This window comes from Flavobacterium ichthyis (genome assembly GCF_009915155.1).
Taxonomy (GTDB): Bacteria; Bacteroidota; Bacteroidia; order Flavobacteriales; family Flavobacteriaceae; genus Flavobacterium; species Flavobacterium ichthyis.
In genome coordinates this window covers 1-25,065 of the sequence record NZ_JAABLM010000009.1, presented here as the reverse complement: position 1 = coordinate 25,065, position 25,065 = coordinate 1, and the positions used below count along the sequence as shown (strand labels likewise).

Annotated in this window: 23 protein-coding genes; 17 read left to right on the top strand and 6 right to left on the bottom strand. The window is 35.5% G+C overall.

What is annotated here, in order from left to right; genetic code table 11:
• The first annotated feature begins 34 nt into the window (after positions 1–34).
• The 11 genes from GV828_RS08585 to GV828_RS08530 all read left to right on the top strand — a co-directional run bounded on the left by GV828_RS08585 (position 35) and on the right by GV828_RS08530 (position 11,905).
• Complete coding sequence (locus GV828_RS08585) at positions 35–2,224, top strand: glutamine synthetase III family protein (RefSeq protein ID WP_166537075.1); 2,190 nt, start codon at positions 35–37, stop codon at positions 2,222–2,224.
• Between the two features lie 392 nt (positions 2,225–2,616).
• Positions 2,617–3,753 carry a hypothetical protein gene (locus tag GV828_RS08580; RefSeq protein WP_166537074.1) on the top strand — a complete coding sequence of 379 codons (1,137 nt, stop codon included), beginning with the start codon at positions 2,617–2,619 and terminating at the stop codon, positions 3,751–3,753.
• Positions 3,754–3,826: 73 nt separating this feature from the next.
• Entirely contained in the window at positions 3,827–4,348 is a 522-nt protein-coding gene (locus GV828_RS08575) for a hypothetical protein (protein ID WP_166537073.1), read from the top strand.
• A gap of 12 nt (positions 4,349–4,360) precedes the next feature.
• Positions 4,361–5,083, top strand: a complete 723-nt coding sequence (locus GV828_RS13190; RefSeq protein WP_235935441.1) for a CsgE family curli-type amyloid fiber assembly protein — start codon at positions 4,361–4,363, stop codon at positions 5,081–5,083.
• Between the two features lie 15 nt (positions 5,084–5,098).
• Positions 5,099–5,497: a curli production assembly/transport component CsgF gene (locus tag GV828_RS08560; protein WP_166537072.1), complete on the top strand. Its 399-nt coding sequence runs from the start codon at positions 5,099–5,101 to the stop codon at positions 5,495–5,497.
• A 2-nt stretch (positions 5,498–5,499) separates the two neighbouring features.
• The gene (locus GV828_RS08555) at positions 5,500–6,933 is read left to right on the top strand and encodes a CsgG/HfaB family protein (RefSeq protein WP_166537071.1); all 1,434 of its coding nucleotides are present in this window, start codon (positions 5,500–5,502) and stop codon (positions 6,931–6,933) included.
• Between the two features lie 3 nt (positions 6,934–6,936).
• A complete protein-coding gene (locus GV828_RS08550) occupies positions 6,937–8,421 on the top strand; it encodes a carboxypeptidase regulatory-like domain-containing protein (protein ID WP_166537070.1) in 1,485 nt (494 codons plus the stop codon).
• An 86-nt stretch (positions 8,422–8,507) separates the two neighbouring features.
• Positions 8,508–9,278: an OmpA family protein gene (locus GV828_RS08545; RefSeq protein ID WP_166537069.1), complete on the top strand. Its 771-nt coding sequence runs from the start codon at positions 8,508–8,510 to the stop codon at positions 9,276–9,278.
• Positions 9,279–9,320: 42 nt separating this feature from the next.
• Entirely contained in the window at positions 9,321–10,199 is an 879-nt protein-coding gene (locus tag GV828_RS08540; protein ID WP_166537068.1) for an OmpA family protein, read from the top strand.
• A 77-nt stretch (positions 10,200–10,276) separates the two neighbouring features.
• Positions 10,277–11,455, top strand: coding sequence for an AIR synthase related protein (locus GV828_RS08535; RefSeq protein ID WP_166537067.1), 1,179 nt, complete (start codon positions 10,277–10,279; stop codon positions 11,453–11,455).
• Between the two features lie 18 nt (positions 11,456–11,473).
• The gene (locus GV828_RS08530) at positions 11,474–11,905 is read left to right on the top strand and encodes a hypothetical protein (protein WP_166537066.1); all 432 of its coding nucleotides are present in this window, start codon (positions 11,474–11,476) and stop codon (positions 11,903–11,905) included.
• Between the two features lie 312 nt (positions 11,906–12,217).
• Here the strand turns inward: GV828_RS08530 and GV828_RS08525 are convergent, their stop codons facing one another.
• Genes GV828_RS08525 through crcB form a run of 5 tightly spaced genes read right to left on the bottom strand, consistent with a single transcriptional unit; the run spans position 12,218 to position 16,524 of the window.
• Positions 12,218–13,348, bottom strand: coding sequence for a peptidylprolyl isomerase (locus tag GV828_RS08525; protein WP_166537065.1), 1,131 nt, complete (start codon positions 13,346–13,348; stop codon positions 12,218–12,220).
• A gap of 6 nt (positions 13,349–13,354) precedes the next feature.
• The gene (locus GV828_RS08520; protein WP_166537064.1) at positions 13,355–14,461 is read right to left on the bottom strand and encodes a peptidylprolyl isomerase; all 1,107 of its coding nucleotides are present in this window, start codon (positions 14,459–14,461) and stop codon (positions 13,355–13,357) included.
• Positions 14,462–14,480: 19 nt separating this feature from the next.
• Positions 14,481–15,089, bottom strand: coding sequence for a gliding motility-associated peptidyl-prolyl isomerase GldI (gene gldI, locus GV828_RS08515; RefSeq protein WP_166537063.1), 609 nt, complete (start codon positions 15,087–15,089; stop codon positions 14,481–14,483).
• Between the two features lie 3 nt (positions 15,090–15,092).
• Positions 15,093–16,103, bottom strand: a complete 1,011-nt coding sequence (locus GV828_RS08510) for a DHH family phosphoesterase (protein WP_166537062.1) — start codon at positions 16,101–16,103, stop codon at positions 15,093–15,095.
• A 40-nt stretch (positions 16,104–16,143) separates the two neighbouring features.
• A complete protein-coding gene (gene crcB / locus GV828_RS08505; RefSeq protein WP_166537061.1) occupies positions 16,144–16,524 on the bottom strand; it encodes a fluoride efflux transporter CrcB in 381 nt (126 codons plus the stop codon).
• Positions 16,525–16,659: 135 nt separating this feature from the next.
• On the opposite strand from crcB, the gene guaA reads away from it, so the two are divergent.
• From guaA to yidC, 6 genes are all read left to right on the top strand, one after another.
• Positions 16,660–18,189 carry a glutamine-hydrolyzing GMP synthase gene (gene guaA, locus GV828_RS08500; RefSeq protein WP_166537060.1) on the top strand — a complete coding sequence of 510 codons (1,530 nt, stop codon included), beginning with the start codon at positions 16,660–16,662 and terminating at the stop codon, positions 18,187–18,189.
• A gap of 111 nt (positions 18,190–18,300) precedes the next feature.
• The gene (locus GV828_RS08495; RefSeq protein WP_166537059.1) at positions 18,301–20,244 is read left to right on the top strand and encodes a LysM peptidoglycan-binding domain-containing protein; all 1,944 of its coding nucleotides are present in this window, start codon (positions 18,301–18,303) and stop codon (positions 20,242–20,244) included.
• Entirely contained in the window at positions 20,241–20,642 is a 402-nt protein-coding gene (locus GV828_RS08490; RefSeq protein WP_166537058.1) for an OsmC family protein, read from the top strand. The genes GV828_RS08495 and GV828_RS08490 overlap by 4 nt, the downstream gene beginning before the upstream one ends.
• 5 nt (positions 20,643–20,647) lie before the next feature.
• Complete coding sequence (locus GV828_RS08485; protein ID WP_166537057.1) at positions 20,648–20,881, top strand: DUF3820 family protein; 234 nt, start codon at positions 20,648–20,650, stop codon at positions 20,879–20,881.
• A gap of 242 nt (positions 20,882–21,123) precedes the next feature.
• Positions 21,124–22,737, top strand: coding sequence for a CTP synthase (locus GV828_RS08480; RefSeq protein WP_166537056.1), 1,614 nt, complete (start codon positions 21,124–21,126; stop codon positions 22,735–22,737).
• Between the two features lie 93 nt (positions 22,738–22,830).
• Positions 22,831–24,732 (top strand): membrane protein insertase YidC, encoded by a 1,902-nt coding sequence (gene yidC, locus GV828_RS08475; RefSeq protein ID WP_166537055.1) that lies wholly within the window; start codon positions 22,831–22,833, stop codon positions 24,730–24,732.
• Between the two features lie 241 nt (positions 24,733–24,973).
• Here yidC and GV828_RS13320 read toward each other — a convergent pair whose 3' ends face one another.
• Positions 24,974–25,060: an IS3 family transposase gene (locus GV828_RS13320; protein ID WP_394350645.1), complete on the bottom strand. Its 87-nt coding sequence runs from the start codon at positions 25,058–25,060 to the stop codon at positions 24,974–24,976.
• Between the last annotated feature and the right edge of the window lie 5 nt (positions 25,061–25,065).

Below are 25,065 nucleotides of genomic sequence, written 5' to 3'. Positions count from 1 at the left end.
GTATTCGAATAATAATTTTAAAATAAAACTAATTATGTCAACAGTCCGGTTTAAAGCATTGGCTCAAACAGCAGACAGAAAACCTGTTGCTTTCGAAGAAGCCGATAAAAAATCTGCCATTTTTGGTAGCAATGTTTTTAATGATAAATCTATGCGTCAATTTCTTACGCAAGACGCTTATCAAGGTGTTCGAGATGCCATACTCCACGGAAAAAAAATTGACAGAAAATTAGCAGATTATATAGCCTTGGGAATGAAAGAATGGGCGCTTTCAAAAGGTGTAACCCATTATACTCACTGGTTTCAACCATTAACAGGGACTACTGCAGAAAAACACGATGCTTTTTTTGAAACTTCTTTCGATGGAAGTGATCCGGTAGAAAAATTTGGAGGAGGACAATTAGTACAGCAAGAGCCAGATGCTTCAAGTTTTCCTAATGGAGGAATTAGAAATACTTTTGAGGCTCGAGGTTACACAGCTTGGGATCCTACATCGCCAGCATTTATTTTTGGGACAACACTTTGTATTCCAACTGTTTTTGTAAGTTACACAGGTGAAGCTTTAGATTACAAAGCACCACTTTTACGAGCATTAAATGCTGTGGACAATGCCGCAACTAATGTTTGTAAATATTTTGATAAAAATGTAAAAAAAGTAACGGCCACCTTAGGTTGGGAACAAGAATATTTCTTGATTGATGCGGCTTTGGCAAATTCAAGACCAGATATAATAATGACCGGTAGAACACTTTTAGGTCATTCTTCTGCAAAAGGACAACAATTAGATGATCATTATTTTGGATCGATTCCAACACGCGTTCTTAATTATATGAGAGAATTGGAATATGAATGTATGCTTTTGGGAATACCTGTAAAAACGCGTCATAACGAAGTTGCTCCAAACCAGTTTGAGTTGGCTCCAATTTTTGAAGAAACCAATCTTGCTGTGGATCACAACTCTTTATTAATGGATGTGATGCAAAAAGTAGCTGAAAGACATAATTTTAGAGTGCTTTTTCATGAAAAACCTTTTAAAGGTGTAAATGGTTCGGGTAAACATAACAATTGGTCTCTGGCTACTGATACTGGTGTGAATTTACTTTCGCCAGGAAAAACACCAATGAGCAATTTGCAGTTTCTCACATTCTTTATTAATTCAATTAAAGCCGTTCAAACTTATGAAGAATTAATGCGAGCGTCAATTGCTACGGCAAGTAATGATCACCGATTGGGAGCTAACGAAGCACCACCGGCAATAATTTCCGTTTTTATTGGCGAGCAATTAACTCGTGTATTAGAAGCATTAGAAGGTGTTTCTGACGGAAAACTTTCACCAGAGGAAAAAACGGGATTAAAGTTGAACGTAGTAGGGAAAATTCCAGACGTTTTATTGGACAACACTGATAGAAATAGAACTTCGCCATTTGCCTTTACTGGCAATAAATTTGAATTTAGAGCAGTAGGGTCATCGGCGAATTGTGCTAACGCAATGACTACGTTAAATTCTATAGTTGCCAAACAATTAATTGATTTCAAAAAAGAAGTTGATGTTTTGGTGGACAAAAAAGGGATGAAAAAAGATGACGCAATCTTTAATGTTTTGAGAGAATATATTAAGGAGACCAAAAATATTCTTTTCGAAGGCGATGGTTACAGTGACGCATGGCAAGTAGAGGCGGAAAAAAGAGGGTTAAGTAACCATAAAACTACGCCCGAAGCTTTAAAAGCTAAAATTTCGGAAAAATCCCTAGCCTTATTTGATGAGCTAAAAGTAATGAACCACACCGAAGTGGAAGCAAGGTACGAAATTGAGGTTGAAGAATACGCCAAAAAAATACAAATAGAAGGAAGAGTATTAGGCGATATAGCCCGTAATCACGTAGTTCCAACTGCTATTCGTTACCAAAATTTATTGATTGAAAACGTTCGAGGATTAAAAGAGATTTTTGGAAAAGACTATGAATCAATTGCAAAAGAACAACTTATCTTAATTAAAGAAATTTCAAGCCATATAGAAGGAATCAATACAAAAGTTGAGGAAATGATTCAGCAAAGACGACACGCAAATAAGCTAACTACTGCAGAAGAAATGGCACATGCCTACTGTTTCAACGTAAAGCCATTTTTTGACGAAATTCGTAATCATTGTGATAAATTAGAGCTATTAGTTGATGACGAAATGTGGACGTTAACGAAATATAGAGAGTTATTATTTACAAAATAATAATTAAGTAGAAAATATTGCAAAAAGCCTGTTTGATCTCTATTTGAACAGGCTTTTTACTTTTTGTGAGAAAAAAATGACGTATCCATGTTATGTAAAAATCAATATAATGTAAAGCGTACGAAATCGAAATAGTAACCGATAAAGTTAATCATGCAGTTCATCGATAAATGTAAACATTTGGTAGAAAAATTGGCGTTTTTGTAAAAAAAATGTAGCGTTTGGTTTTGAACATTGAAAAAAAGAAATAACTTTGACTCAACAATATACCACAATTGTTAAATCAATTTCTAAAAACACTTCACTTCAAAAAATAGTTTGAAGTTGCCTTAAGACTTTTTTCGAACCCCAAAATATTAAATTGTATTTATAACCAATTAAATATTTTTATTATGAAAAAAGTGATTTTATCTGTAGGTTTTCTATTAGCTACAGGAGCAATTTTTGCTCAAAACAACGAGAGCACTGTGTCTCAAGATGGTACTAACAACAATTCAGTTGTTCTACAAGCTGGACAAGACAACGAGTCTAACGTTAATCAAAGAGGAAATGTAACTGCTGCAAGCGGTGAAGAAAACGACTCTTATGTTGACCAAGCTGGTGACCGAAATTTTGCCGATGTTTCTCAAAGAGGAGATTTTAATGAGGCAGATATCATGCAATCAGGAAATGATAATGAAGCATGGATTGACCAAGGAACCGGACAAGCAGAAGGAAACACCGCATCTTCAACTCAAACTGGAAACGATAACTACTCAAGTCAAACACAACGTTTTGATAATAATGATGCTGTCGTAGAGCAAACTGGAGACCGAAATTCAGCAACCCAAGATCAAAGATCTGGACCAGATGGATCTGCTGGTAACGATGCGTTAGCTCAACAAAATGGTGAAGACAACGTATCAGAACAAACACAAGTAGGACATGATAACGTAGCAAATGTTTACCAAGGAATGATGCCTTCAGTATCTACAGCCATGAACAACTATGCGATGCAAGACCAAGACGGAGAACGAAATGATGCATTTATCTCTCAAGCAAACCAAGACAACCAAGCATACCAAATTCAAATAGGTGATGATAACAACGCTGTAATTTGGCAAGACGAATTACAACCAGTTATTAACGGAGGTGATGTTGCTGGTCAATACCAAGAAGGAGATAGAAACTCGGCTACTATTGATCAAGGCGAAAATTATTTAGGTTCACCATATACACTTTACGATCACGGAGATAACGTATCAGGACAAGCACAATACGGTGATGATAACGTAGCTTATTCAAAACAAAGTGGAACATCAAACATGTCAGGACAATTACAAATTGGAGACAGAAACGATGCTAACCACGTACAAGTTGGAAACGATAATATGGCTGCAACTTACCAAAATGGTGAAGATCATACTTCAGTTATCGATCAGTTAGGAGAAAATAACTGGGCACTAACCGTTCAAACAGGTGAAAACCATATGAGTACCGTAAACCAAGTTGGAAACGGAAACAGCTCATACGTACAACAATCTAACTAAGGATTTTTACAATAATGATGGGACGGATTTCTTCGTCCCGTCTTTATTTTTTGTTTAAAAAAAATCCAAAATTATGAAAGTATTTTATTCCATATTAACAATGTTTCTACTTTTACCAGTGGCTATTTTAGCTCAGGAAGAAGGAGAAAATTCTGGTTTTGAACAATACAGTTCAGATGTTTTTGATAAAAAAGAAAACGCACTAAATTTGGTTTCAAACATGAACAAACCTTCAGGCGTATCTGAAACGCTAACTGTAAATCCAGGAATTTTAATTGAACAAATAGGCGATTATAATATAGCACGAACAAATTTGGTTGCCAATACAATTAATTTTTCCTTAGTTCAAAATGGAAACAGCAATTTTTCCGAAATTTCAAAAGCCGCCGAAAATATTAATCAAGCCATATTACAAAATGGGAACAACAATACCATTTCGGACTTGTCATTGTACACAACTTACGATGTTAATATGCAATTGATTCAAAATGGCGAAAATCAAAGTATTCAAAATTACGGAACGAATTCGCTTTCAAAAAACATGACTGTTACACAATCCGGAAACGGAGCATCTGTGATAATCATCAACCAATAAAATGTATTTACAATGAAAAATTCAATTCTAATTTTAACTCTTGTGCTCATCAATACCGTTTTCGCACAAGCTCCCGAAGGTGAACTACGGGCTAAAATTATAGTTGAAGAAATTGAAAATAACATCAAAATTACCGGAACAGCTGAAAACCTCTCAGACATCATGCAGAGTATGACGTACAAACTTTCGGTTATAAAAAAAAATAGTAATACAAACAATCAATCTAATAATGCGCAAGAGGGATTATTTTCTCTTGAGCCAAACGAGATTAAAAATCTATCCACAACTCAGGTAAATATTGGCAAAAATGATCAAATTATTGTCATGTTGCTTTTTTACAATGAAGACAAGGAAATCGTAGCGAAAGACCGTATCGTACTAGGCGAAGCGGAAAAAAAAAAAGAAATAATATTGCTACCTGAGGACGGATTTATGCTTTCGGGAATCGTTTCAGATGATACGAAAACGAAGATAGGAAAAGACTTTTACGACATGTATTATTATATGTACAATGATAAAAAAGTCAATTCAAAAAAGATTGTTACTGTTAGTGAAGAATTAAGTTTTGCAAGAACAACTAAATTAATTATAACTGTTGAAAATAATATTGTGCTCGAATTCATAGCCAAACCTGACGAAGAATTTCTAAAATATATGGCACAAGAATCAATAAACGCCACAATTAATCAACTAAAAAAACTTGAAAAACAAAGCAAACAAATCACTCAGTACTAATCTAATCCCATAAAAATGAAATTTCTTACCACATCAATATTGGTCTTGGCAACTACCCAACTTATTGCCCAAGACCTCGTTTACAAACCCCGAAACCCAAACTTTGGAGGAGATACCTTTAACTATGCTTGGCTTTTGAGCTCTGCAGAATCACAAAATTTATTAAAAGACGATGCCGCACCTCAAACTCAAAAAACAGAGCTCGAAAGATTTATTGACAATCTAAATACGCAGCTACTTAATCAAGTATCAAGGTCTTTATTTACACAACAATTTGGTACCGAAGGTATTTCTGAAGGGACTTACACTTTCGGAACCCTCGCGATTGATGTATATCCTTCACAAGGAGGTTTGACAATCAATATTTTAGATACTACAACAGGAGAACAAACTCAAGTTATTATCCCTCAGTAATTATGCCATACAGAATTATTATATCAGCATTGCTGCTTGTATTGCTATGCAGTTGTGGAGCCTATTATAATCAGCCAACTGGAGTTCAAAAAGCAATTTTAGGAGAATCTACCCCCGCAACCTCATTGTTAAAAGATTTGCCAAAACCTAAGGAACCTGTCGTTGTCGGAATTTATAAATTTCGAGACCAAACCGGACAATATAAGGCTGCCGAAAACGGGTCGACCTTTAGCACTGCCGTAACTCAAGGTGCAACCTCTATTTTGATTAAAGCATTAGAAGATTCTAAATGGTTTATCCCAATCGAAAGAGAAAACATCGGAAATTTATTACAAGAACGAAACCTTATTCGTTCCACCAGACAAGAATATTCTAAAAATTCAAACCCTAATGAACCCCAATTAACACCACTTTTATATGCGGGCGTTTTACTGGAAGGAGGCATCGTATCGTATGACTCTAATATTATCACGGGAGGTTTTGGAGCAAGATATTTTGCTATGGGAGGTTCAACCCGCTACCGTCAAGATCGAGTAACGGTTTATTTAAGAATGATTTCTACTTCTAACGGAAAAATTTTGAAATCAGTGTATGTCTCGAAAACGATTTTGTCACAAGCTGTTGATCAAAGTTTTTTTAGGTATGTGAAATTTAAAAGATTGCTAGAAATAGAAACAGGCTATACCACTAACGAACCCGTTCATATGGCCGTGACCGAAGCAATCGAAAAAGCTGTCGAATCATTGATCTTAGAAGGGATTAAAGACAATATATGGCTAGCCGATGCTCCAAAAGAAGAAGTTGATGAATTACTTCAAAATTATTCCGAAGAAAAACAAACCGCTGAGGCAACCGAAATTTACAATCGTAAATTAGTTAACAAGCGCTCAAAATTTGCTCTTGAAGTTGGAGGAGGAACTACCTTAATTGATGGTGACTATAGCAATGCAACTTTTAGACCTTTCGGGAGAGGTGCAATGAAATTTTTTCTAACTCCAGCTCTTAATTTAAGCGGATCAACTAATGTTGTTAACCTTGCAAATAAAAATCGATTAGATGTAGGTTACATTACTTTCGACCTTAATTCAGAATATACATTATTGCCAAAAGACCAACTAAGTCCCTTTGTTTACACAGGTTTTGGTTTAGGTGTTAACCGAGTATTCGAGAATGAACATTTTAAATTTCAATACGGAGCAGGATTGGAGTACATGGCTTCTCAAAAAGTGGGGATAAAAATTTTCGCCGAACATAACATCAATTTTAGTGATAATATCGACTACATTGAACGAGGTGTTCGAGATGATTTTTACTTTAAATTTGGACTTGGACTTACCTATTATTTTCCAAAAAGAAAAGAAAAAGAATATGACAAATATATTATCGAAGAAAATCCGCTGAACCAACAACCACAGTCTCAGCCGAAAAAACAATAAACTATGAAAAATATTACACAATTTTTAGGACTTTCTTTACTGTTTTTCTTAGTGAGTTGCAGCGAAGAAAAAATTGAAGGATTAGACTACGGTTCTGTTTCCGGCCGTGTGGTAACCGCCAATACATTTTTGCCGTTAGCTAACGCAAAAGTATTTTCCAGCCCAAATTCCAGTACAGTTTTCACTGATGATGACGGGCGATTTGTAATTCAAGGTGTTGTGACTGGAGATTATTCTTTTCAAGCTCAAAAAGATGGTTACATAACTAAATATGAAGGGGTTACGGTTACTATTAACAATAATACTGAAGTCGTTTTTGAAATGGAGCTGTCCGCCACTAATAACAGACCTCCTGACACCCCGGTTCTTACCGCTCCAAACGACAACGCCGAAAATCTTCCATTAGAAGTAACCTTGAAATGGGAAGCCACAGATGTTGACAACGACTCGCTTACCTACGAAGTTATTGTTAGAAATGACATAAATGATGAGGTATTGCGTTTCTCGGATTTAACCGAAAAAACTTTGCTACTAACCAATCTTTCTTTTGGAACAAAATACTTTTGGCAAGTTACATCTTCAGACGGTACAAACCCTCCTGTATTAAGTGCTACTCGATCTTTCAAAACTACATCTTTTCCACAAACCCGACATCTTTTTGTTAAAAAAATAGGAGAAAATAATGTAATTTATGCTGGAAACGAAACCGGAAGCCAAGTACAATTAACTTCCCCACAAAGCAACAGTTGGCGACCAAGAAAAAACGTAGCAACCAACAAAATTGGATTTATTCGCGCTTTAGGGTCTCAAAATCATATTTACACAATGAATCCTGATGGTTCAGGAGTTTTTAAAGTGACAAATGCAGTACCAATTGCTGGATTTAATTCAGCTTATCTCAATTTTTCATGGAATAATTCAGGAAGTAGCTTGCTTTACGCAAATTTTAATAAACTATATCGAATCAACGCTAACGGAAGTGGTCTCACCCAAATATTTCAAACACCAGATGGGAAATTTATCTCCGAAGTGGACTGGAGCTATGATGAAACTAAAATAGCACTAAAAGTGAATAATGCTGCCGGATATGAATGTGAAATTTATATAATCAACCAAAACGGAAACATTATTAATAATGTCATATCCGGAGTAAATGGGGCAATTGGTGGTTTAAACCTCTCTGTAACCGGACAAAAACTAATTTTTACACGTGATATATCGGGATTTGAAAATCAAAATTACCGACAACTTGATTCTAGAATTTTTCAACATATTATTTCTACAAATACTACCACAGAAATTAACGTGGAAAAACCAACAGGAACCGTTGATATAGATGTACGATATTCGCCAAATGAAGCCGACTTAATTTTTGTAAACACCTCAAACGATTTTTTAAGCGAAAGACGAGTACAAAAATATACAATAGGAACTCCAACCTCAAGAGTGACACTTTTTACAAATGCCGAAATGCCTGATTTCGAATAAAATTAGAATTAAAATGGTTTCAATTCTGAAGCCATTTTTTTTGTAATAAATTACCGAAAAGATCGTTTTTATCTAAATTTACTAAAATGAAATTTTCTTTAATTGCCTTTATCTTTTGCCTTTCAACTTTTGCTCAAGAACGCCATTACGTAATTTATTTTGACACAGATATTTTCGAAAAAACAAATTCCGGAAATAATTTAAATCAATTTTCAACAGAAAATCCCAAAGCAATTGTAACTAAAATCTACGGATTTTGTGACCAATCTGCAAGTGATTCCTATAATGATACGCTTTCGCTGAAACGAGCAAAATTTGTCGAAAATTTTTTAAAAAAACAAAATGTAAATTTTGCTGAAAATTTAGAAATAAAAGGTTTCGGTGAACGATTTGCTTCCGCAGAAAACCAACAATCACAGCGGAAAGTGGTTGTTTTTTTTGAATTAAAGCCTGAAAAACAAGTTCTCCCAAACAAGCTTTCCCACAATATTAATCAGTTAAAAGTAGGAGAAAAACTGGCGTTACCAAATCTTTATTTTTACAATATGTCTGGGCAAACCGTTCCATCGTCCGAAAAAACATTAACTGATTTGCTGGAAACTTTGGTTTTGAACCAAAAATTAAAAATAGAAATTCAAGGTCATGTATGTTGCGTTGAAGGCAAAGATATTTATGATATTGCAAATCTTCGAGCTCGAAGTATTTATAATTATTTGATCTCCAAAGGTATAAATTCGGAAAGGCTTCGTTATAAAAGTTTTTCAAATACCCAGCCAGTGTTTCCCATTCCCGAAAAAAATGAGGAAGAAAGAAATGCAAATCGGCGAGTGGAAATTATGATCTTGGCAAATGAATAGTTTTTAGAAAATTTTTTTGTTTCTTCGTAAAAATCAATCCTTATGAAAAAAATAATTTCGTGTATTGCATTCGTTTTGATGTGTGGTTTTGTTCAGGCACAAGAGGATTTCGCCGTATATTTCGACAGTGATAAGTATGAACTAAAACCGTCAGAAAAACAGCGACTGGAAAATTTTATTAACCAAAATAAAGACGTAAAAATCGTGGCCATCAATGGATTTACTGATGAAGACGGCAGTTTTGGTTACAACGATACTTTGGCGGCAAAAAGAGTAGGATTTGTCTATAATTTTATCAACGGAAGATTAAAAATAAGAGAAGATTTTAAAGCGTTGAGTTTCGGGAAAGCTCATGAACATTCCAGTATTAAAGCAGAAAATAGGAGGGTAAATATTTTTTATTTAAATGCGGAAGATATTCCTAGAGAAGAAGAGATTTTAGGTTTGAAAAAACCTTTGGAACCACGCGAAATGCCGGTTTATGCTACAAAAATCGTCATTGACAATCCTGACGGAACCCGAAGCGATTTGATGCTAGATGTCGATTTTATGAAAAAAATTACGCTGGCAAAACCCGGAGAAAAATTCAAACTTGATAATTTAAATTTTCACCTGAATACCTTTGCGGTAACTAAAGACTCTCGTACCAAAATGTACGAATTGCTCGAAGTTTTGAAGCAAAATCCACAAATGGTTATTCAAATTCAAGGCCACATTTGTTGCATGCAAACTGATCGTCAAGATCTTTCAACCCAACGCGCCAAAGCAATCAAAAAATTTTTGGAGTTGAATGGTATTGAAAAACAACGTGTTAGCTTCAAAGGTTTTGGGGTATCGCAACCGCTTTATAAAATTCCCGAAAAAAACGAAGAAGAACGTGCCGCAAACCGAAGGGTTGAGATTGAAATTATTGCAAATTGATGGTTTTTTTCTGTTGCCAAATCAAATATTTTTTTTGAAAAATCTACCTATCTTTGTGGCAACAACAACACACATTTATGAGTTCTGAAAACAGTAAACGCTACAATTTACGAGGTGTTTCGGCATCAAAAGAAGATGTTCACAACGCAATAAAAAACATCGATAAAGGTCTTTTTCCTAAAGCTTTTTGCAAAATTATTCCTGATTATTTAACCAACGACGATGAATATTGTTTAATAATGCATGCCGATGGAGCAGGTACCAAATCTTCGCTTGCTTATTTGTATTGGAAAGAAACTGGTGATATTTCGGTATGGAAAGGAATTGCGCAAGATGCTTTAATTATGAACATCGACGATTTACTTTGCGTTGGTGCTACTGATAATATATTGCTTTCGTCTACAATTGGCAGAAATAAAAATCTCATTCCGGCAGAAGTAATTTCGGCAATTATTAATGGTACCGAAGAATTAATTTCGGAGTTAAAATCTTTTGGCGTTACGATTCATTCCACGGGTGGCGAAACAGCTGATGTGGGTGATTTAGTCCGAACAATTATTGTGGATAGTACCGTAACCGCCCGAATTAAAAAAGAAAATGTAGTGGATAATGCTAATATTCGGGAAGGCGATGTGATTGTCGGTTTGGCATCTTTTGGTCAGGCTATTTACGAAAAAGAATACAACGGCGGAATGGGAAGCAACGGATTGACTTCTGCGCGACATGATGTTTTTGGAAAATATCTGGCGCAAAAATATCCCGAAAGTTTTGACGCTTCGGTTCCGGATGAGTTGGTTTATTCAGGTCAAATTAACCTTACAGATTTGGTTGAAGATGCACCGATTGATGCCGGAAAATTAGTACTTTCCCCAACGAGAACTTACGCTCCAATCGTCAAAAAAATATTTGAAAAATTTTCTGCTAAAGACATTCACGGAATGGTTCATTGCAGCGGTGGTGCTCAAACTAAAATCTTGCATTTTATTGATAATCTGCATATTGTGAAAGATAATTTGTTTGAAGTGCCGCCACTTTTCCAGTTGATTCAGGAACAATCAAAAACCGATTGGCGTGAAATGTACCAGGTTTTTAATTGCGGACACAGAATGGAATTTTATGTTCCGGAAAATATTGCAAACGAAATTATTACGATATCAAAATCGTTTAATGTAGATGCAAAAATTGTGGGTAGAGTAGAAGCTTCGGCTACAAAAAAACTGACGATTAAAAGCGAATACGGCGTTTTTGAATATTAATTTCTAAAAAATTTACGAATGAAAATAAATCCAACAGTTGGTATCGACAAATTGGTTTTTGGAATGAAAAAAGCTGACGTTGAAGCTATTTATGGTAAAAGTTCGAAAGCTTATAAAGACGAAGAAGCCAACGATATTGTAGAATTTAATCCTCAAAAAATTCGGATTACTTTTTATAGCGATGAAGATTTTAAATTGGGATATTTGGTTTCTTCATCGGCTGATTTAATGATTTTTGATGAAAAAATTATTGGCGAAGACACCAAAAAAGTAATCGATTTCCTGATGCAAAAAGGTTTGAAATCTTGGGAAAAATCTTTTGCGGATGGCGTTGAAACGTATTTTAACGAAGACAATTGGTTGCTTTTACATGCTGAATTTGGCGCCATTACCGAAATTGAAGTTGGTGCGATTTTTAATCACAAAGATGAATTTGAGTGGAAGTTTTGACAATTTGACAAATTGAAAATTTTTTCTTGCTATTAAAATTGTTATTGTAATTGTTTATTGAAGAATCGTTTGCGTTAGCGATTACTTCGTCAGTTCGCTTTGCTCGAGTGAAGCGGCATCCTTTTATCAATTACCTCGGGTTAAAAACCAAGCTAATTAATAAAAGATACAGCGTCCCGAAGCTTCGGGAGCGACCCAATTTTTGGGTTTTTTTCTTTTTTGCAAGAAAGTTGTAAATTGGGGAACGCCCCAAAAAAAATCCTAACAGAATTGAACGCTGTTAGGATTTTTCAAATTGTAAACTTTTAAAATTTATTCTTTCGCTGGTAATTTGTCGAGCAATTCTACTTCAAAAATAATATTGGCATTCGGCGGAATCACATTTCCGGCACCTCTCTCGCCATAACCCAAAGCGGCGGGAATGAATAAAACGGCTTTGTCGCCAATGTTAAGTTGGTTCAAACCTTCGGTAAAACCGGGCACAAAACGGTGCTGTCCAACGGTTGACGGCAAAGGTTGGTAACCGTTTGCATCGGCACGACGTTGGTCGAATTTGTCAAATTTTTTGCTGACATCTTCGTAACTTGAGTCGAAAAGAGAACCATCTTCCAAAAATCCGGCATAGTGAACATACACTTGTGTACCATCAACGGGCTTGGTTTCGCTGCCTTTTTTGGTAACTACGTAAGCCAATCCTGACGGTAATTTTGTAGCAGTTTCACGAAGTTTTGCATGTTCTGCCACTTTTTCTTTTTTAATGATTGCCATTGCTTCGGCAATTTTTTTAGCTTCGATGTCTTTATTGGCAAAATATTCATTGAAAATTTTTCCGGCATCAAATTTTTTAGCTTCGCTACCTTTTTTGTCAAATTTAATTTCGATAATCACATCGTCTTGCGCAATGGCATTCACAACATCTTGACCGCTAATTACTTTACCAAAAACGGTGTGTTTGCCGTCAAGCCAAGGGGTTGCTTTGTGTGTGATAAAAAATTGGCTTCCGTTAGTTGCCGGACCAGAATTGGCCATCGACAAAATTCCAGGACCCGAATGTTTTAAATCGGTGATTTCATCTTTAAATTTATATCCGGGATCACCGCTTCCGTTTCCGGCTGGATCACCACCTTGAATCATAAAGTCGGCAATTACGCGGTGGAATTTTAATCCGGTATAAAATGGTTTTCCTTTATATTTTTGGGTTACAAAATTATTAGTGCCTTCTGCAAGCGACATGAAGTTTGCCACTGTAATTGGTGTTTTTTTGTACTCAAGTTCTAAAACAATTCGGCCTTTGTTGGTTTCAATTGTAGCAAAAATTCCTTCTAATTTTTTTTCAGTTGGTGCGGTTTGGCTTGCTACTTTTTTAGCAGTCGCTTTTTTGGTTTGAGCAAAAGTTCCGGCGGTAAATGCAAGAAACATTAATGCGATTAAACGTGTTTTCATGGATGATTAATTTTGTGTAGTTGTCATTTTAATTTCAAAAATCAGATTGGTATTTGGCGGAATTACATCTCCGGCTCCACGTTCGCCATAACCTAAATAAGCTGGAATAAAAACTAAGATTTTTCCATCAATATTGGTGAGTTCAATTCCTTCAATAAAGCCGGGAATCATGCCTTCTTTGGTACCATAAACAAAAGGAAACGGGACATAACCGTTTTGCGCCATTCGCATCTCGTCGAGCATTCCATAATTTTCTGCTATTTCAGCCACGTTAGTGTCAAATAAGTCTCCATTAGGGAAATAGCCTGCATAACTAATGTAAACTTCCTCACCTGGATTTGGTTTTTTGCCCGAGCCTTTTTCCGAGACAAAATATTCTAAACCTGATTGTGTTTTTTTAGCCGATTTTTTGGCTTCGTTAAAAAAAGTCAGTTTGTCTGCAATCACGCTTTGGTATTTTGCCCTAAGTGCTTGGCGTTGTTCTTCTAATTTTTTTTGAGCTTCCGCTTCTTTGGCAAAATTATCTTTGAAGATTTTTGGTGCGTCGAATTTTTTTGCTTCTTCCCCTTTGCGGATGATGGTAATTTTGTTAATCACATCATCTTGTTCAATTTGGTTTACTATTTCCATACCATCGTTTAAAACGTGCCCAAAGATGGTGTGAATTCCATCCAACCAAGGTGTGGGAACATGTGTAATGAAAAATTGACTTCCGTTAGTTGCTTTTCCTCCATTTGCCATAGAAAGAATTCCACCTTTGTTGTGTTTTAATTCTGGTACTATTTCATCGCTAAAACGGTATCCTGGTCCGCCACTTCCGTCGCCATTTGGATCACCACCTTGAATCATAAAGTTTGGTAAAACTCTATGGAATGTTAATCCGTTGTAATAAGGTTTGCCTTTATATTCTTCATTAACCAGAGAATTTTTTCCCTCGGCAAGCGAAACGAAATTGGCTACAGTGATTGGAGTTTTTTTGTATTCGAGTTTTACTAAAATGGTACCTTTGTTAGTATCGATTTCTGCATACATTCCATCTGGAAGGTCATTGTTTTTATTGCAAGAAAATAATGCAACGGTTAACATTAGAAGCAGAAAATTAATTTTTTTCATAGTTAAAAAGAGGTCGTTTTTATTCTTGGGTTAAAGGTTTTGGATTTGTGGACACAGGTTTTTTTTCTTCACTTCTGGCAACGTCTTCAGGTTTGATATCTCGAAGAAAAACTGTGGTCATTAACGGTTGGTTATGACCAATTCTGCGGTTGTCGCCATGATAACCGTAACCCATGTGAGATGGAAATAAAAAGGTAATACGTTCGCCTTTTTTCATCAATTTAATTCCATCGCGAAGTCCCATCATAATATTTTGTCGGTCCACCAAATATTTTTGAGGACGAAGTTCAACTTCGGTATAAATCATATTACCATCTAAATCTTTTACTTCGTAATCAAAATAAGCCACATAACCTTTCACAGGTTTTAAAGTGTCAACAGAACTACTTTTTACGTCATATTTATACCAATATCCCTTTGGCGAAGCAATGTAATCTGACGCCGTATCTTTCTTGATAAGCGAATCAATTTTCGCTTCCTCTCCGGCAATCATTTTTTTATTTCGTTCTACAGATTCTTTCATAAAAGTCCCTGAAGAATAACTTATAGGTTTGCGCGGCTGTTGTTGTGTGCATCCTGCAAGGACAACGGTTATAACTGCAGCGGTTATATAATTTTTTATTTGCATTTTTTAAACATTAAAATTTTGTTGGGCAACAATTTTTTCAAAGTCGGCCACGGTTTCCTCTAAGCTTTTGCCCGATTTGCCTCCTGCCGCGTTAATATGTCCTCCTCCGTTGAAATAATCTCTGGCAAATTTATTAACATCAAAATTTCCTTGAGATCGAAACGAAATCTTGATAATTCCTTCGTCTTTATTTTCAATAAAAATGGCTGCAAAAATAATGCCTTTAATAGTAAGTCCGTAATTTACAACTCCTTCAGTATCGCCTTTTACGTATTTAAAATCGTCGAGTTCCTTTTGCGTAAGCGTAATGTAAGAGGTTTTAAACTCAGGCATGACTTTCATATTTTGTAAAGCTCTGCCTAATAATTGTAATCTGTGATAAGAATTATTGTCAAAAAGCGAATTGTGAATCGTTCCATTTTCAGCGCCAAAATCTAAAAGTTCTGCGGTAACTCGATGTGTAGTACTTGTGGTGGTTGGAAATCTAAAAGAGCCGGAATCCGTTACAATTCCGGTGTAAAGACAGCTTGCAATGGTTTTGTCAATAAAATTTTTCTTTCCTAAATAAGAAATAAAATTAAAAATCATCTCGCAAGTTGAACCGTATTTCGTGTCAGAATAAGTGTACAAAGCGTAATCATCCGGACTTTGATGATGGTCAATCATGATGAATGGCACGGTAAGTTTGTTCAACACGTGTTCCATTTCTCCGGTACGATGCAATGCATTGAAATCTAGCGTAAAAATTAATTCAGCTTCTTGCAAAACTTTGGAAACATTGTCTTTATTTTTTTCAAAAATCAAAACATTTTCCGAACCGGGAAGCCACGCTAAAAACTCTGGGAATTCATTTGGAGCAACTACAATTGGCTCGTGATTTAATTTTAATAAAAAATGATAAAGCCCTAAAGTTGAACCCATTGCGTCACCGTCTGGACTTCGATGTGGAATGATAGCAATTTTTTTTGGACTTGCCAAAAGTTCTAAAATGCCGTTGATTTCTTCTTGTTTCATAGTGGGCGAATTTACGCAAAATTCCTGTGTTTCGTCATAATTATTTGGTAAGAAACATTCCAAAAGCAACTGCTAAAAATCCCATGAGTAAACTCGACGCCGTGTAAAGAATCGCTAAACTGTATTGCTGGTTTTGAATAAAGGAAATATTTTCGAAGCCAAAAGCTGAAAATGTAGTAAATCCGCCACAAAATCCGGTCACCAAAAGCAATTTCATGGATTGTGTAGTTGCGTTTTCCTGATAAAAATTCCCCATTAACAATCCGATTAAAAAACAGCCTAAAATATTGACTGTTAGTGTCGCCCATGGAAATTGTAGCTGATTTTCGGTCATTATTTTTTTTAAAAAAACACTAACTAAAAAACGAACAATGCTCCCTAAACCTCCACCAAATCCGACCAATAACAACGACTTTACCATTATCAAAATAAATTTTAATCAAACTTAAAAAATTATGTTTTTAATGAAGGCGATTTCTGCGTTAAAATTATTTTTCTTACGAAATTTTTCTAAAAACACTTTTTTTGAAATAAAATATAAGTATTACTTTTGCGCATGCAACACAACGTACTTATTTTAGATTTCGGATCGCAATACACACAACTAATTGCGAGAAGGGTTCGTGAACTTAACATTTTTTGCGAAATTTTTCCCTACAATCATATTCCGAGTGATTTATCGAGTTATAAAGCTGTCATTCTATCCGGAAGTCCTTTTTCGGTTAGAGCAGAAAATGCCCCACATCCGGATTTGTCTCAGATTCGTGGCAAAATGCCAATGCTTGCGGTATGTTACGGAGCGCAATACATGGCTCATTTTTTTGGTGGCGAAGTCGCTCCTTCCAACATTAGAGAATATGGTCGCGCTAATTTGTCCTATATTAAAGAAGGTGAAAATTTCTTTAAAAACGTACATCTCAATAGCCAAGTTTGGATGAGTCACAGCGATACCATTAAGCAACTTCCTGTAAATGGCGTATGTTTGGCAAGTACCAAAGATGTTCAAAATGCCGCTTACAGAATTGAAGGTGAAGATACTTATGCCATTCAATTTCATCCTGAAGTTTACCATTCTATTGATGGAAAACAAATTTTAGAGAATTTTTTAGTGGCTATTGCTCAAGTTCCTCAAAATTTTACACCCAAAGCTTTTGTTGAAGAAATTGTGTCAGAAATGCAAGAAAAAATCGGCAATGATAAAGTTGTTCTCGGGCTTTCTGGTGGCGTAGATTCAACAGTTGCAGCGGTTTTGCTAAACAAAGCCATTGGAAAAAACTTGTATTGTATTTTCGTAAATAACGGTTTGCTACGCAAAAATGAATTCGAAAATGTTTTGGAACAATATAAAGATATGGGCTTGAATGTGAAAGGAGTGGACGCTTCGGAACGATTTTTGAGTCAACTTGCGGGAATCGATGATCCTGAAACCAAGAGGAAAACCATCGGTCGCGTGTTCATTGAAGTTTTTGACGACGAAGCCCATTTGGTACAAGACGTAAAATGGTTAGCCCAAGGTACGATTTATCCAGATGTGATTGAATCTGTTTCGGTAAAAGGACCTTCAGCAACGATAAAATCGCATCACAATGTAGGTGGTTTGCCAGATTTTATGAAATTAAAAGTGGTAGAACCTTTGAGAATGCTTTTTAAAGACGAAGTAAGACGCGTTGGTGCAAGTTTAGGAATTTCGGCAGAATTATTAGGAAGACATCCATTTCCGGGACCTGGACTTTCCATCAGAATTTTAGGCGATATCACTCCCGAAAAAGTAAGAATTTTACAAGAAGTGGATTATATTTTTGTGGAAGGATTAAAATCTCACGGACTGTATGACAAAGTGTGGCAAGCGGGAGCCATTTTGCTTCCGGTAAACAGTGTTGGCGTTATGGGCGACGAACGTACCTATGAAAAAGTAGTCGCACTTAGAGCCGTAGAATCAACCGATGGAATGACGGCTGATTGGGTTCATTTGCCATACGAATTTTTGATGAGTGTTTCTAACGAGATTATCAATAAAGTCAAAGGTGTAAATAGAGTAGTGTACGATATCAGCTCGAAACCACCGGCTACGATTGAATGGGAATAATTTTTTTAAAAACCAATATTATCTATGAAAGTCGTTACTTTTACATAAATTAGTAACGGCTTTTCAATTTTTTATAAATCATTAATAGCCAAAAAATTAAATATTAATAGAATGAAAAAACTTTTTATTTCGGTTGCAGCATTTTTACTTGCAGCAGCTGCATTTGCACAAGAAGCGGTAAAACATACTGTTTCTAAAGGGGAAACTATTACCCAAATTTCGCAAAAATATAAAGTTACACCAGCCGATATTTACGCTTTAAATCCGGATGCGAGAAACGGAATTGGAGAAAACACAATTTTGTTAATTCCAAATAAAAGCGGAAATAAAATTACTCAAAACACGCCAAAAACAGTAGTTTCCAATGGAAAAACACACACTGTTGCTCCAAAAGAAACTATATACGGTTTGGCAAAACAATACAACGTTTCGGTTGCAGATTTAGAAAAATTAAATCCTGAAATAAAAGAAGGATTGAAGATAGGTCAGGTTTTGCAAATTCCTGGGAAATCTTCTCAAATTGCTCCGATGAAACAAGTGATAACAGAAGTGGTTTCAGAACAAGATCAACCAGCAAGTAAAGGAAATTTGGTATATGAAGTGGTGCCAAAAGATACCAAATACGGCATCGCTAAAAAACACGGCATCACGGTTGAAGAACTTGAAAAATTTAATCCAATTCTAAAAACAGATAGCTTGAGAATTGGACAAAGAGTGGTGATTAGACAAAAGGATTTTCCAAATTCAATTGAAAGCAATTCGGCAACGATTGTAAAACCAACTTTATCAGGAAAAGAAGCTGAAAAATATACTACCTATCAAGTTCGCCCAAAGGAAACAATTTATAGTTTGTCGCGTCAATTTGGATTAAGCCAAAATGGTTTGATTGCCTTAAATCCGGAGTTAGAAAACGGTTTGAAAGAAGGCATGATGCTCAAAGTACCAAAAGAAGTTTTGCATTCGCCTTTGAATAAAAATTTTAGCGATTTGGCTAAAACCATTTCTAAAAAAGACCGTAAGCAAATGACTTTGTTATTGCCTTTCAATGTTTCAAAAATAGAAAGCGACTCAACAGCAAATTTATCAACGCGACTGAAAAAAGATGCGTTTCTCAACATGACACTCGATTTTTATTCCGGAGCGTTAATGGCAATCGATTCGGCTAAATCATTGGGATTAAACATTGATATTAAAATTTTAGATTCACAAGAAAATAAAAATTCTTCTGCGGTTAATGCTACATTCGCCGATAGAAATTTGCTGACTTCAGATGTGGTAATCGGTCCGTTTTATCAATCTCATGCCGAACAAACGGCTCAGTTTTTAAATGCCAAAAATATTCCTGTAATTTCACCATTATCTAAAGATAATAGTATGGTTTACAGTAATTTATATCAATCAGTTCCAAGTCCAGAAACGCTTCGGGGTACTTTATTTGATTATCTGTATTCTAAAAATGCCAATGTAATTGCGGTAATTGATCCCAAAAAAGTTTCGGCAAAAAATTATATTGCGCAAAATCACCCAACCGTAAAAATATCAGATTTTTCTTTAGAAAGTGCAAAGGCAATGCTGGCAAAAGACAGGAAAAATTTTGTCATTCTAGAAACTTCTAATACATTAATGCTTAAAAATATTGTTTCGGGTTTAGCTGCCGCAAAAGCAACTCATGATGTACAGTTAGTATTGATGGAACCAAATGATAAATTAGATTCTGACGAAATTTCTATCGCAAATTTGGCAAAATTAAACTTGCTTTATCCATCAGTAACTCGTGAAAATGAAACGCCTGAAGCTGCAATTTTTGCCAAAAATTATAAAAAGAAAAATAATATCTACCCTAATCAATATGCCACTCGGGGATTTGACGTAACTTTCGATGCGATGCTTCGTCTTTCGCAAGAAAAAAGTTTTGAAGAAACCATTTTTGACAACGCCACAGAACAGGTTGAAAATAAATTTAATTATGTAAAAAATCCTGCTGACGGCTATTCAAATAGAGGTGTTTACATATTATATTACGATACCGATTTAACAGTAAAAGTAGCACAATGACATCGAAAGTAACCTATTTAGGAGATTTACGAACATCTTCAATTCACATTCAATCAGGTAGCGAAATAATTTCAGATGCGCCAACTGACAACAACGGAAAAGGCGAGGCTTTCTCTCCAACCGATACAGTTGCCAATGCTTTGGCGAGCTGTATGATGACTGTAATGGCAATCAAAGCCCGAGATTTGAAAGTAGATTTTACAGGTTCAACCGCAAGCGTAGTCAAACACATGCAAAGCGAACCAAGAAAAATTTATAAAATTGAAGTTCATTTCGAGATGACCATTTCGGTGGACGAAAAAACCAGAACGATTTTAGAAAGAACAGCCTTAACTTGCCCGGTACATTTAAGCCTTCATCCCGATATTGAAAAAGAAATTCATTTTAGCTGGAAATAATTGTGATGACAGCAGAACAAAAAAAGCTCATAAAATTGGCTCACACCAAAATGCCCTTCGGAAAATTCGAGGGGCGTTTTCTTATTGACTTGCCCGAACCTTACATTGTATGGTACCAAAGCAAAGGTTTTCCGAAAGGAGAATTAGGACAGCAACTACAATTAATTTATGAATTGAAATTAAATGGTTTAGAAGAATTGATAAGAAACATTAAAAAGCAATATCCAAAACCTATTTAATGAGATAATAGCGAATTTGATAATTTGAAAATGACTCTTCTGTGTAAAAAAATCTTACTTTAAAGACCATCAAGTTTAGCATTTTATCAATTATCGAATCAGCTAATTTTTAGATTATTTAATGATCTCATTGCCAAATTGTCGCCTTGCCAAATTATCTAATTTCCTAATTCGCAAATTGAGTAATTAATTTGTACTTTTGCCGAGTTTTTTACACAACTACAACAACACAACGCAACACAATGAATCAAACAAAGTACATTTTTGTTACAGGAGGTGTGAGTTCTTCTCTCGGGAAAGGAATTATTGCCGCTTCTTTAGCAAAATTATTACAGGCACGAGGTTATAGGACAACAATACAAAAATTTGATCCTTATATTAATGTCGATCCCGGAACATTGAATCCCTATGAACACGGAGAATGTTTTGTGACGGATGATGGAGCAGAAACTGATTTGGATCTTGGTCATTATGAAAGATTTTTGAACGTTCCCACCTCACAAGCCAATAATGTAACCACAGGAAGAGTTTATCTTTCTGTTATTGAAAAAGAAAGGCGTGGTGAATTTTTAGGAAAAACCGTACAAGTTGTTCCTCACATCACTAACGAAATTAAAGAGAGAATGCAATTGCTTGGAAAATCAGGCAATTTTGATATTGTGATTACCGAAATTGGCGGAACAGTTGGTGATATTGAATCGTTACCTTATATTGAATCAGTTCGGCAATTGGTTTGGGAATTAGGCGAAAATAACGGAATAGTAATTCATCTGACGCTGGTTCCATTTTTGGCAGCAGCCGGAGAATTAAAAACAAAACCAACACAACATTCGGTAAAAACCTTAATGGAAAGTGGAATTAAAGCTGATATTTTAGTTTGTAGAACCGAACACGAATTGTCAGACGAATTACGGCAAAAATTGGCTTTGTTCTGCAACGTAAAAAGAGAAGCCGTGATAGAATCTATCGATGCTTCAACCATTTATGACGTTCCTAATTTAATGTTAGAAGAAGGTTTAGACCGTGTTGCTTTAAAAAAATTAGATTTACCAGAAAAGTCAACCCCGGATTTAAAGCAATGGAATGAATTTTTGCAAAAGCATAAAAACCCAAAGCACATTGTAAATATCGGATTGGTAGGAAAGTATGTAGAATTGCAGGATTCGTACAAGTCAATTTTGGAAGCGTTTATCCATGCTGGTGCCGCAAACGAAACCAAAGTGAATGTGGTAAGCATTCATTCGGAATATTTAGACGAAAAAAATGCGTCGCAAAAGCTACGTGATTTGGATGGAATTTTGGTTGCTCCAGGTTTTGGAGAAAGAGGAATTGAAGGAAAAATTGAAACCGTTCGTTTTGCAAGAGAAAATAATATTCCTTTTTTCGGGATTTGTTTAGGAATGCAAATGGCGGTGATTGAATATTCGCGAAATGTTTTGGGCTTGAAAAATGCCAATTCTACCGAAATGAATTCCGGAACGGCAAATCCGGTTATTAATTTGATGGAAGAACAAAAAAACATCACTGACAAAGGAGGAACCATGCGTTTAGGTTCGTGGAAATGTGACGTAAGCGAAAATTCGCTTGCATATGAAATTTACGGTAAAACACAAATTGAAGAACGTCATCGCCATCGTTATGAATTTAACAGCGAATATCGAGAAGCTCTGGAAAATGCAGGTTTAAAAGCTTCAGGAGTAAATCCGGATACGAATTTGGTAGAAATTATTGAAGTGCCAAAACATCCGTTTTTTATTGGAGTGCAATACCATCCGGAATACAAAAGTACGGTGGCAAATCCACATCCATTATTCGTAAATTTCGTAAAAGCGGCAGTGGATTTTAAAAACAGATAGATAGGTAAGAATAATAATTGTTCAAACGAAAATAAATTCTTGTAAAATTATTTTTGCAGGAAAATAGAGTAAGTATTTTTTTAAAACAAACAAATGGAAGAAAAAAAGTTCGACCGCAATTCGATTATTGGATTTGTATTGATATTCCTGATTTTAATGGGAATTATGTTCATTAACAAACCTTCGCCCGAAGCAGCCGGAAACAAGGTTAAGACAGAACAAGACCCAAAACAAGCCACAACAGCTGTAAGCCAAACTGCGACACCTAAAGTTCCAGATTCGCTTCAGTTGCAACAATTAAAATCCTCTTTAGGAAACTTTGCTTATTCTGCAACACTTCCTTCGGCGAAAGCCACTACCACAACTGTAGAAAACGATTTGGTAAAATTTGTGTTTTCCAACAAAGGCGGTTACATTGTGGATGCTCAAATGAAAAATTTTGAGGCATTCCGCAAAGGTTCGGGCGAATTGGTGAAAATCATCAAAGACAACAACGCCAAATTAAATCTTCAATTAAAGACACAAGGCAATCTGGTTTTAAATACAAAAGATTTATTTTTCGAACCAAATCTTACCACAGAAAATGGCAACCAAGTGTTGACGATGCGTTTAAAAGCAGCCGATCAGCAGTTTTTAGAATACAGATATGTGATCAAACCAAAAGATTATATGATGGATTTTTCCATCAGAACCCAAGGTTTGGCTCAAATTTTAAATACGTCCGAAGCGCTTCCTTTAGAGTGGGAAATGAAAACCTACCGAAACGAAAAAAGTGTTTCGTATGAAAACCGTTATTCGGAATTGGTTTATGAATATGAAGATGGAAAAGATGATTACCTGAACCAATCCAACGATGTAGAAAATGCAAAAGACGTGACCTATGTTGCGTTCAAACAACATTTTTTTACTTCAATCTTATTGACGGATACGCCTTTTACAACTGCAGAATTAAAGTCGGACAACTTGGTTCACGACATTGAGAAGGACACCATTTTCACCAAACATTACAAAGCGACAATGCCATTGGCTTTCAAGGGAGGCGAAATCAATTACAACATGAATTGGTACTACGGTCCAACGAATTATAAAGTTTTAAATAATTACGATAAAAATCTAGACGAAATTGTACCGCTTGGTTGGGGAATTTTTGGATGGATCAACCGCTTTTTATTCATTCCTTTATACAACCTATTAGGTGGATTTTTGGCACACGGAATCGCAATTATCGTCTTCACGATTTTGGTGCGTTTGCTCATGTCGCCTATTACCTATAAATCATATTTGTCGCAGGCCAAAATGAAAGTTTTACGTCCGGAAATTCAAGAATTGAACGAAAAGTTCAAGAAAGACCCGATGAAAAAACAACAGGAAACCATGAAGTTGTATAGCAAAGCTGGCGTAAATCCAATGGCAGGATGTCTTCCAGCATTGATGCAAATCCCGGTTTTCTATGCATTGTTCCAATTTTTCCCGTCTAACATCGACCTTCGTCAAAAATCCTTCCTTTGGGCAGAAGATTTGTCGTCCTTCGATGCCATTTTCTCCTGGAAACAACACATTCCGGTCATTTCATCGTTCTACGGTAACCATATCAGTTTGTTCCCAATTTTGGCGGCAATCGCCATTTTCTTCTACATGAAAATGACAACTGGCGATCAAACCATGTCAGCTCCACCACAAGAAGGAATGCCGGATATGAGCAAAATCATGAAAATGATGATTTATATTTCGCCGTTAATGATGATGATTTTCTTCAATAATAATGCGTCAGGCTTGAGTTTGTATTATTTTATTTCTAATACAATTACCATCGGAATTATGTTAGTTATCAAAAACTACATTATCAAGGAAGACAAAATTCACGCTCAAATTCAGGAAAACAAAACCAAGGAGAAACCAAAAAGTAAATTTCAGCAAAAAATGCAAGAGATGATGGAGCAAGCCCAAGAACAACAAAAACAAAGACAAATTAATCAAGAAAATAAAAAGAAGTAGAAATGTGTTAAAATCCTGTTTTTTTATATCAAATAGACAGGGTTTTTTAGTCATTTTTGTTTGGCTCCACATTTTTTTTCTATAACTAAATTTTTTTAATTTCAAATAAAGTGCTAATCGCATTTTAGAAACCTTAAATAATTTTGCTAATTGAATATTATAGAATCGCAGCCAATATCAATATAAAAAAAACGCAACTCTTAGAAGTAGACTGCACCCAAAAGTTTAGACAAATTTACAATTAAATTTGATAATGGTGAGCTCGATATTTTATCGGGCTCATTTTGTTTAAATTCGACTTTATTCTATCGTTGTTATAATAGGTTATGTAGT

Coding starts and splice junctions, on each gene's coding strand:
- GV828_RS08490 (WP_166537058.1), top strand. CDS start 20,241: ATGACATCGAAAGTAACCTATTTAGGAGATTTACGAACATCTTCAATT.
- GV828_RS08550 (WP_166537070.1), top strand. CDS start 6,937: ATGAAAAATATTACACAATTTTTAGGACTTTCTTTACTGTTTTTCTTA.
- crcB (WP_166537061.1), bottom strand. CDS start 16,524: ATGGTAAAGTCGTTGTTATTGGTCGGATTTGGTGGAGGTTTAGGGAGC.
- GV828_RS08530 (WP_166537066.1), top strand. CDS start 11,474: ATGAAAATAAATCCAACAGTTGGTATCGACAAATTGGTTTTTGGAATG.
- GV828_RS08510 (WP_166537062.1), bottom strand. CDS start 16,103: ATGAAACAAGAAGAAATCAACGGCATTTTAGAACTTTTGGCAAGTCCA.
- GV828_RS08585 (WP_166537075.1), top strand. CDS start 35: ATGTCAACAGTCCGGTTTAAAGCATTGGCTCAAACAGCAGACAGAAAA.
- GV828_RS08575 (WP_166537073.1), top strand. CDS start 3,827: ATGAAAGTATTTTATTCCATATTAACAATGTTTCTACTTTTACCAGTG.
- GV828_RS08525 (WP_166537065.1), bottom strand. CDS start 13,348: ATGAAAACACGTTTAATCGCATTAATGTTTCTTGCATTTACCGCCGGA.
- GV828_RS08495 (WP_166537059.1), top strand. CDS start 18,301: ATGAAAAAACTTTTTATTTCGGTTGCAGCATTTTTACTTGCAGCAGCT.
- guaA (WP_166537060.1), top strand. CDS start 16,660: ATGCAACACAACGTACTTATTTTAGATTTCGGATCGCAATACACACAA.
- yidC (WP_166537055.1), top strand. CDS start 22,831: ATGGAAGAAAAAAAGTTCGACCGCAATTCGATTATTGGATTTGTATTG.
- GV828_RS08580 (WP_166537074.1), top strand. CDS start 2,617: ATGAAAAAAGTGATTTTATCTGTAGGTTTTCTATTAGCTACAGGAGCA.
- GV828_RS08560 (WP_166537072.1), top strand. CDS start 5,099: ATGAAATTTCTTACCACATCAATATTGGTCTTGGCAACTACCCAACTT.
- GV828_RS08545 (WP_166537069.1), top strand. CDS start 8,508: ATGAAATTTTCTTTAATTGCCTTTATCTTTTGCCTTTCAACTTTTGCT.
- GV828_RS08520 (WP_166537064.1), bottom strand. CDS start 14,461: ATGAAAAAAATTAATTTTCTGCTTCTAATGTTAACCGTTGCATTATTT.
- GV828_RS13190 (WP_235935441.1), top strand. CDS start 4,361: ATGAAAAATTCAATTCTAATTTTAACTCTTGTGCTCATCAATACCGTT.
- GV828_RS08485 (WP_166537057.1), top strand. CDS start 20,648: ATGACAGCAGAACAAAAAAAGCTCATAAAATTGGCTCACACCAAAATG.
- GV828_RS08555 (WP_166537071.1), top strand. CDS start 5,500: ATGCCATACAGAATTATTATATCAGCATTGCTGCTTGTATTGCTATGC.
- GV828_RS08480 (WP_166537056.1), top strand. CDS start 21,124: ATGAATCAAACAAAGTACATTTTTGTTACAGGAGGTGTGAGTTCTTCT.
- GV828_RS08540 (WP_166537068.1), top strand. CDS start 9,321: ATGAAAAAAATAATTTCGTGTATTGCATTCGTTTTGATGTGTGGTTTT.
- gldI (WP_166537063.1), bottom strand. CDS start 15,089: ATGCAAATAAAAAATTATATAACCGCTGCAGTTATAACCGTTGTCCTT.
- GV828_RS08535 (WP_166537067.1), top strand. CDS start 10,277: ATGAGTTCTGAAAACAGTAAACGCTACAATTTACGAGGTGTTTCGGCA.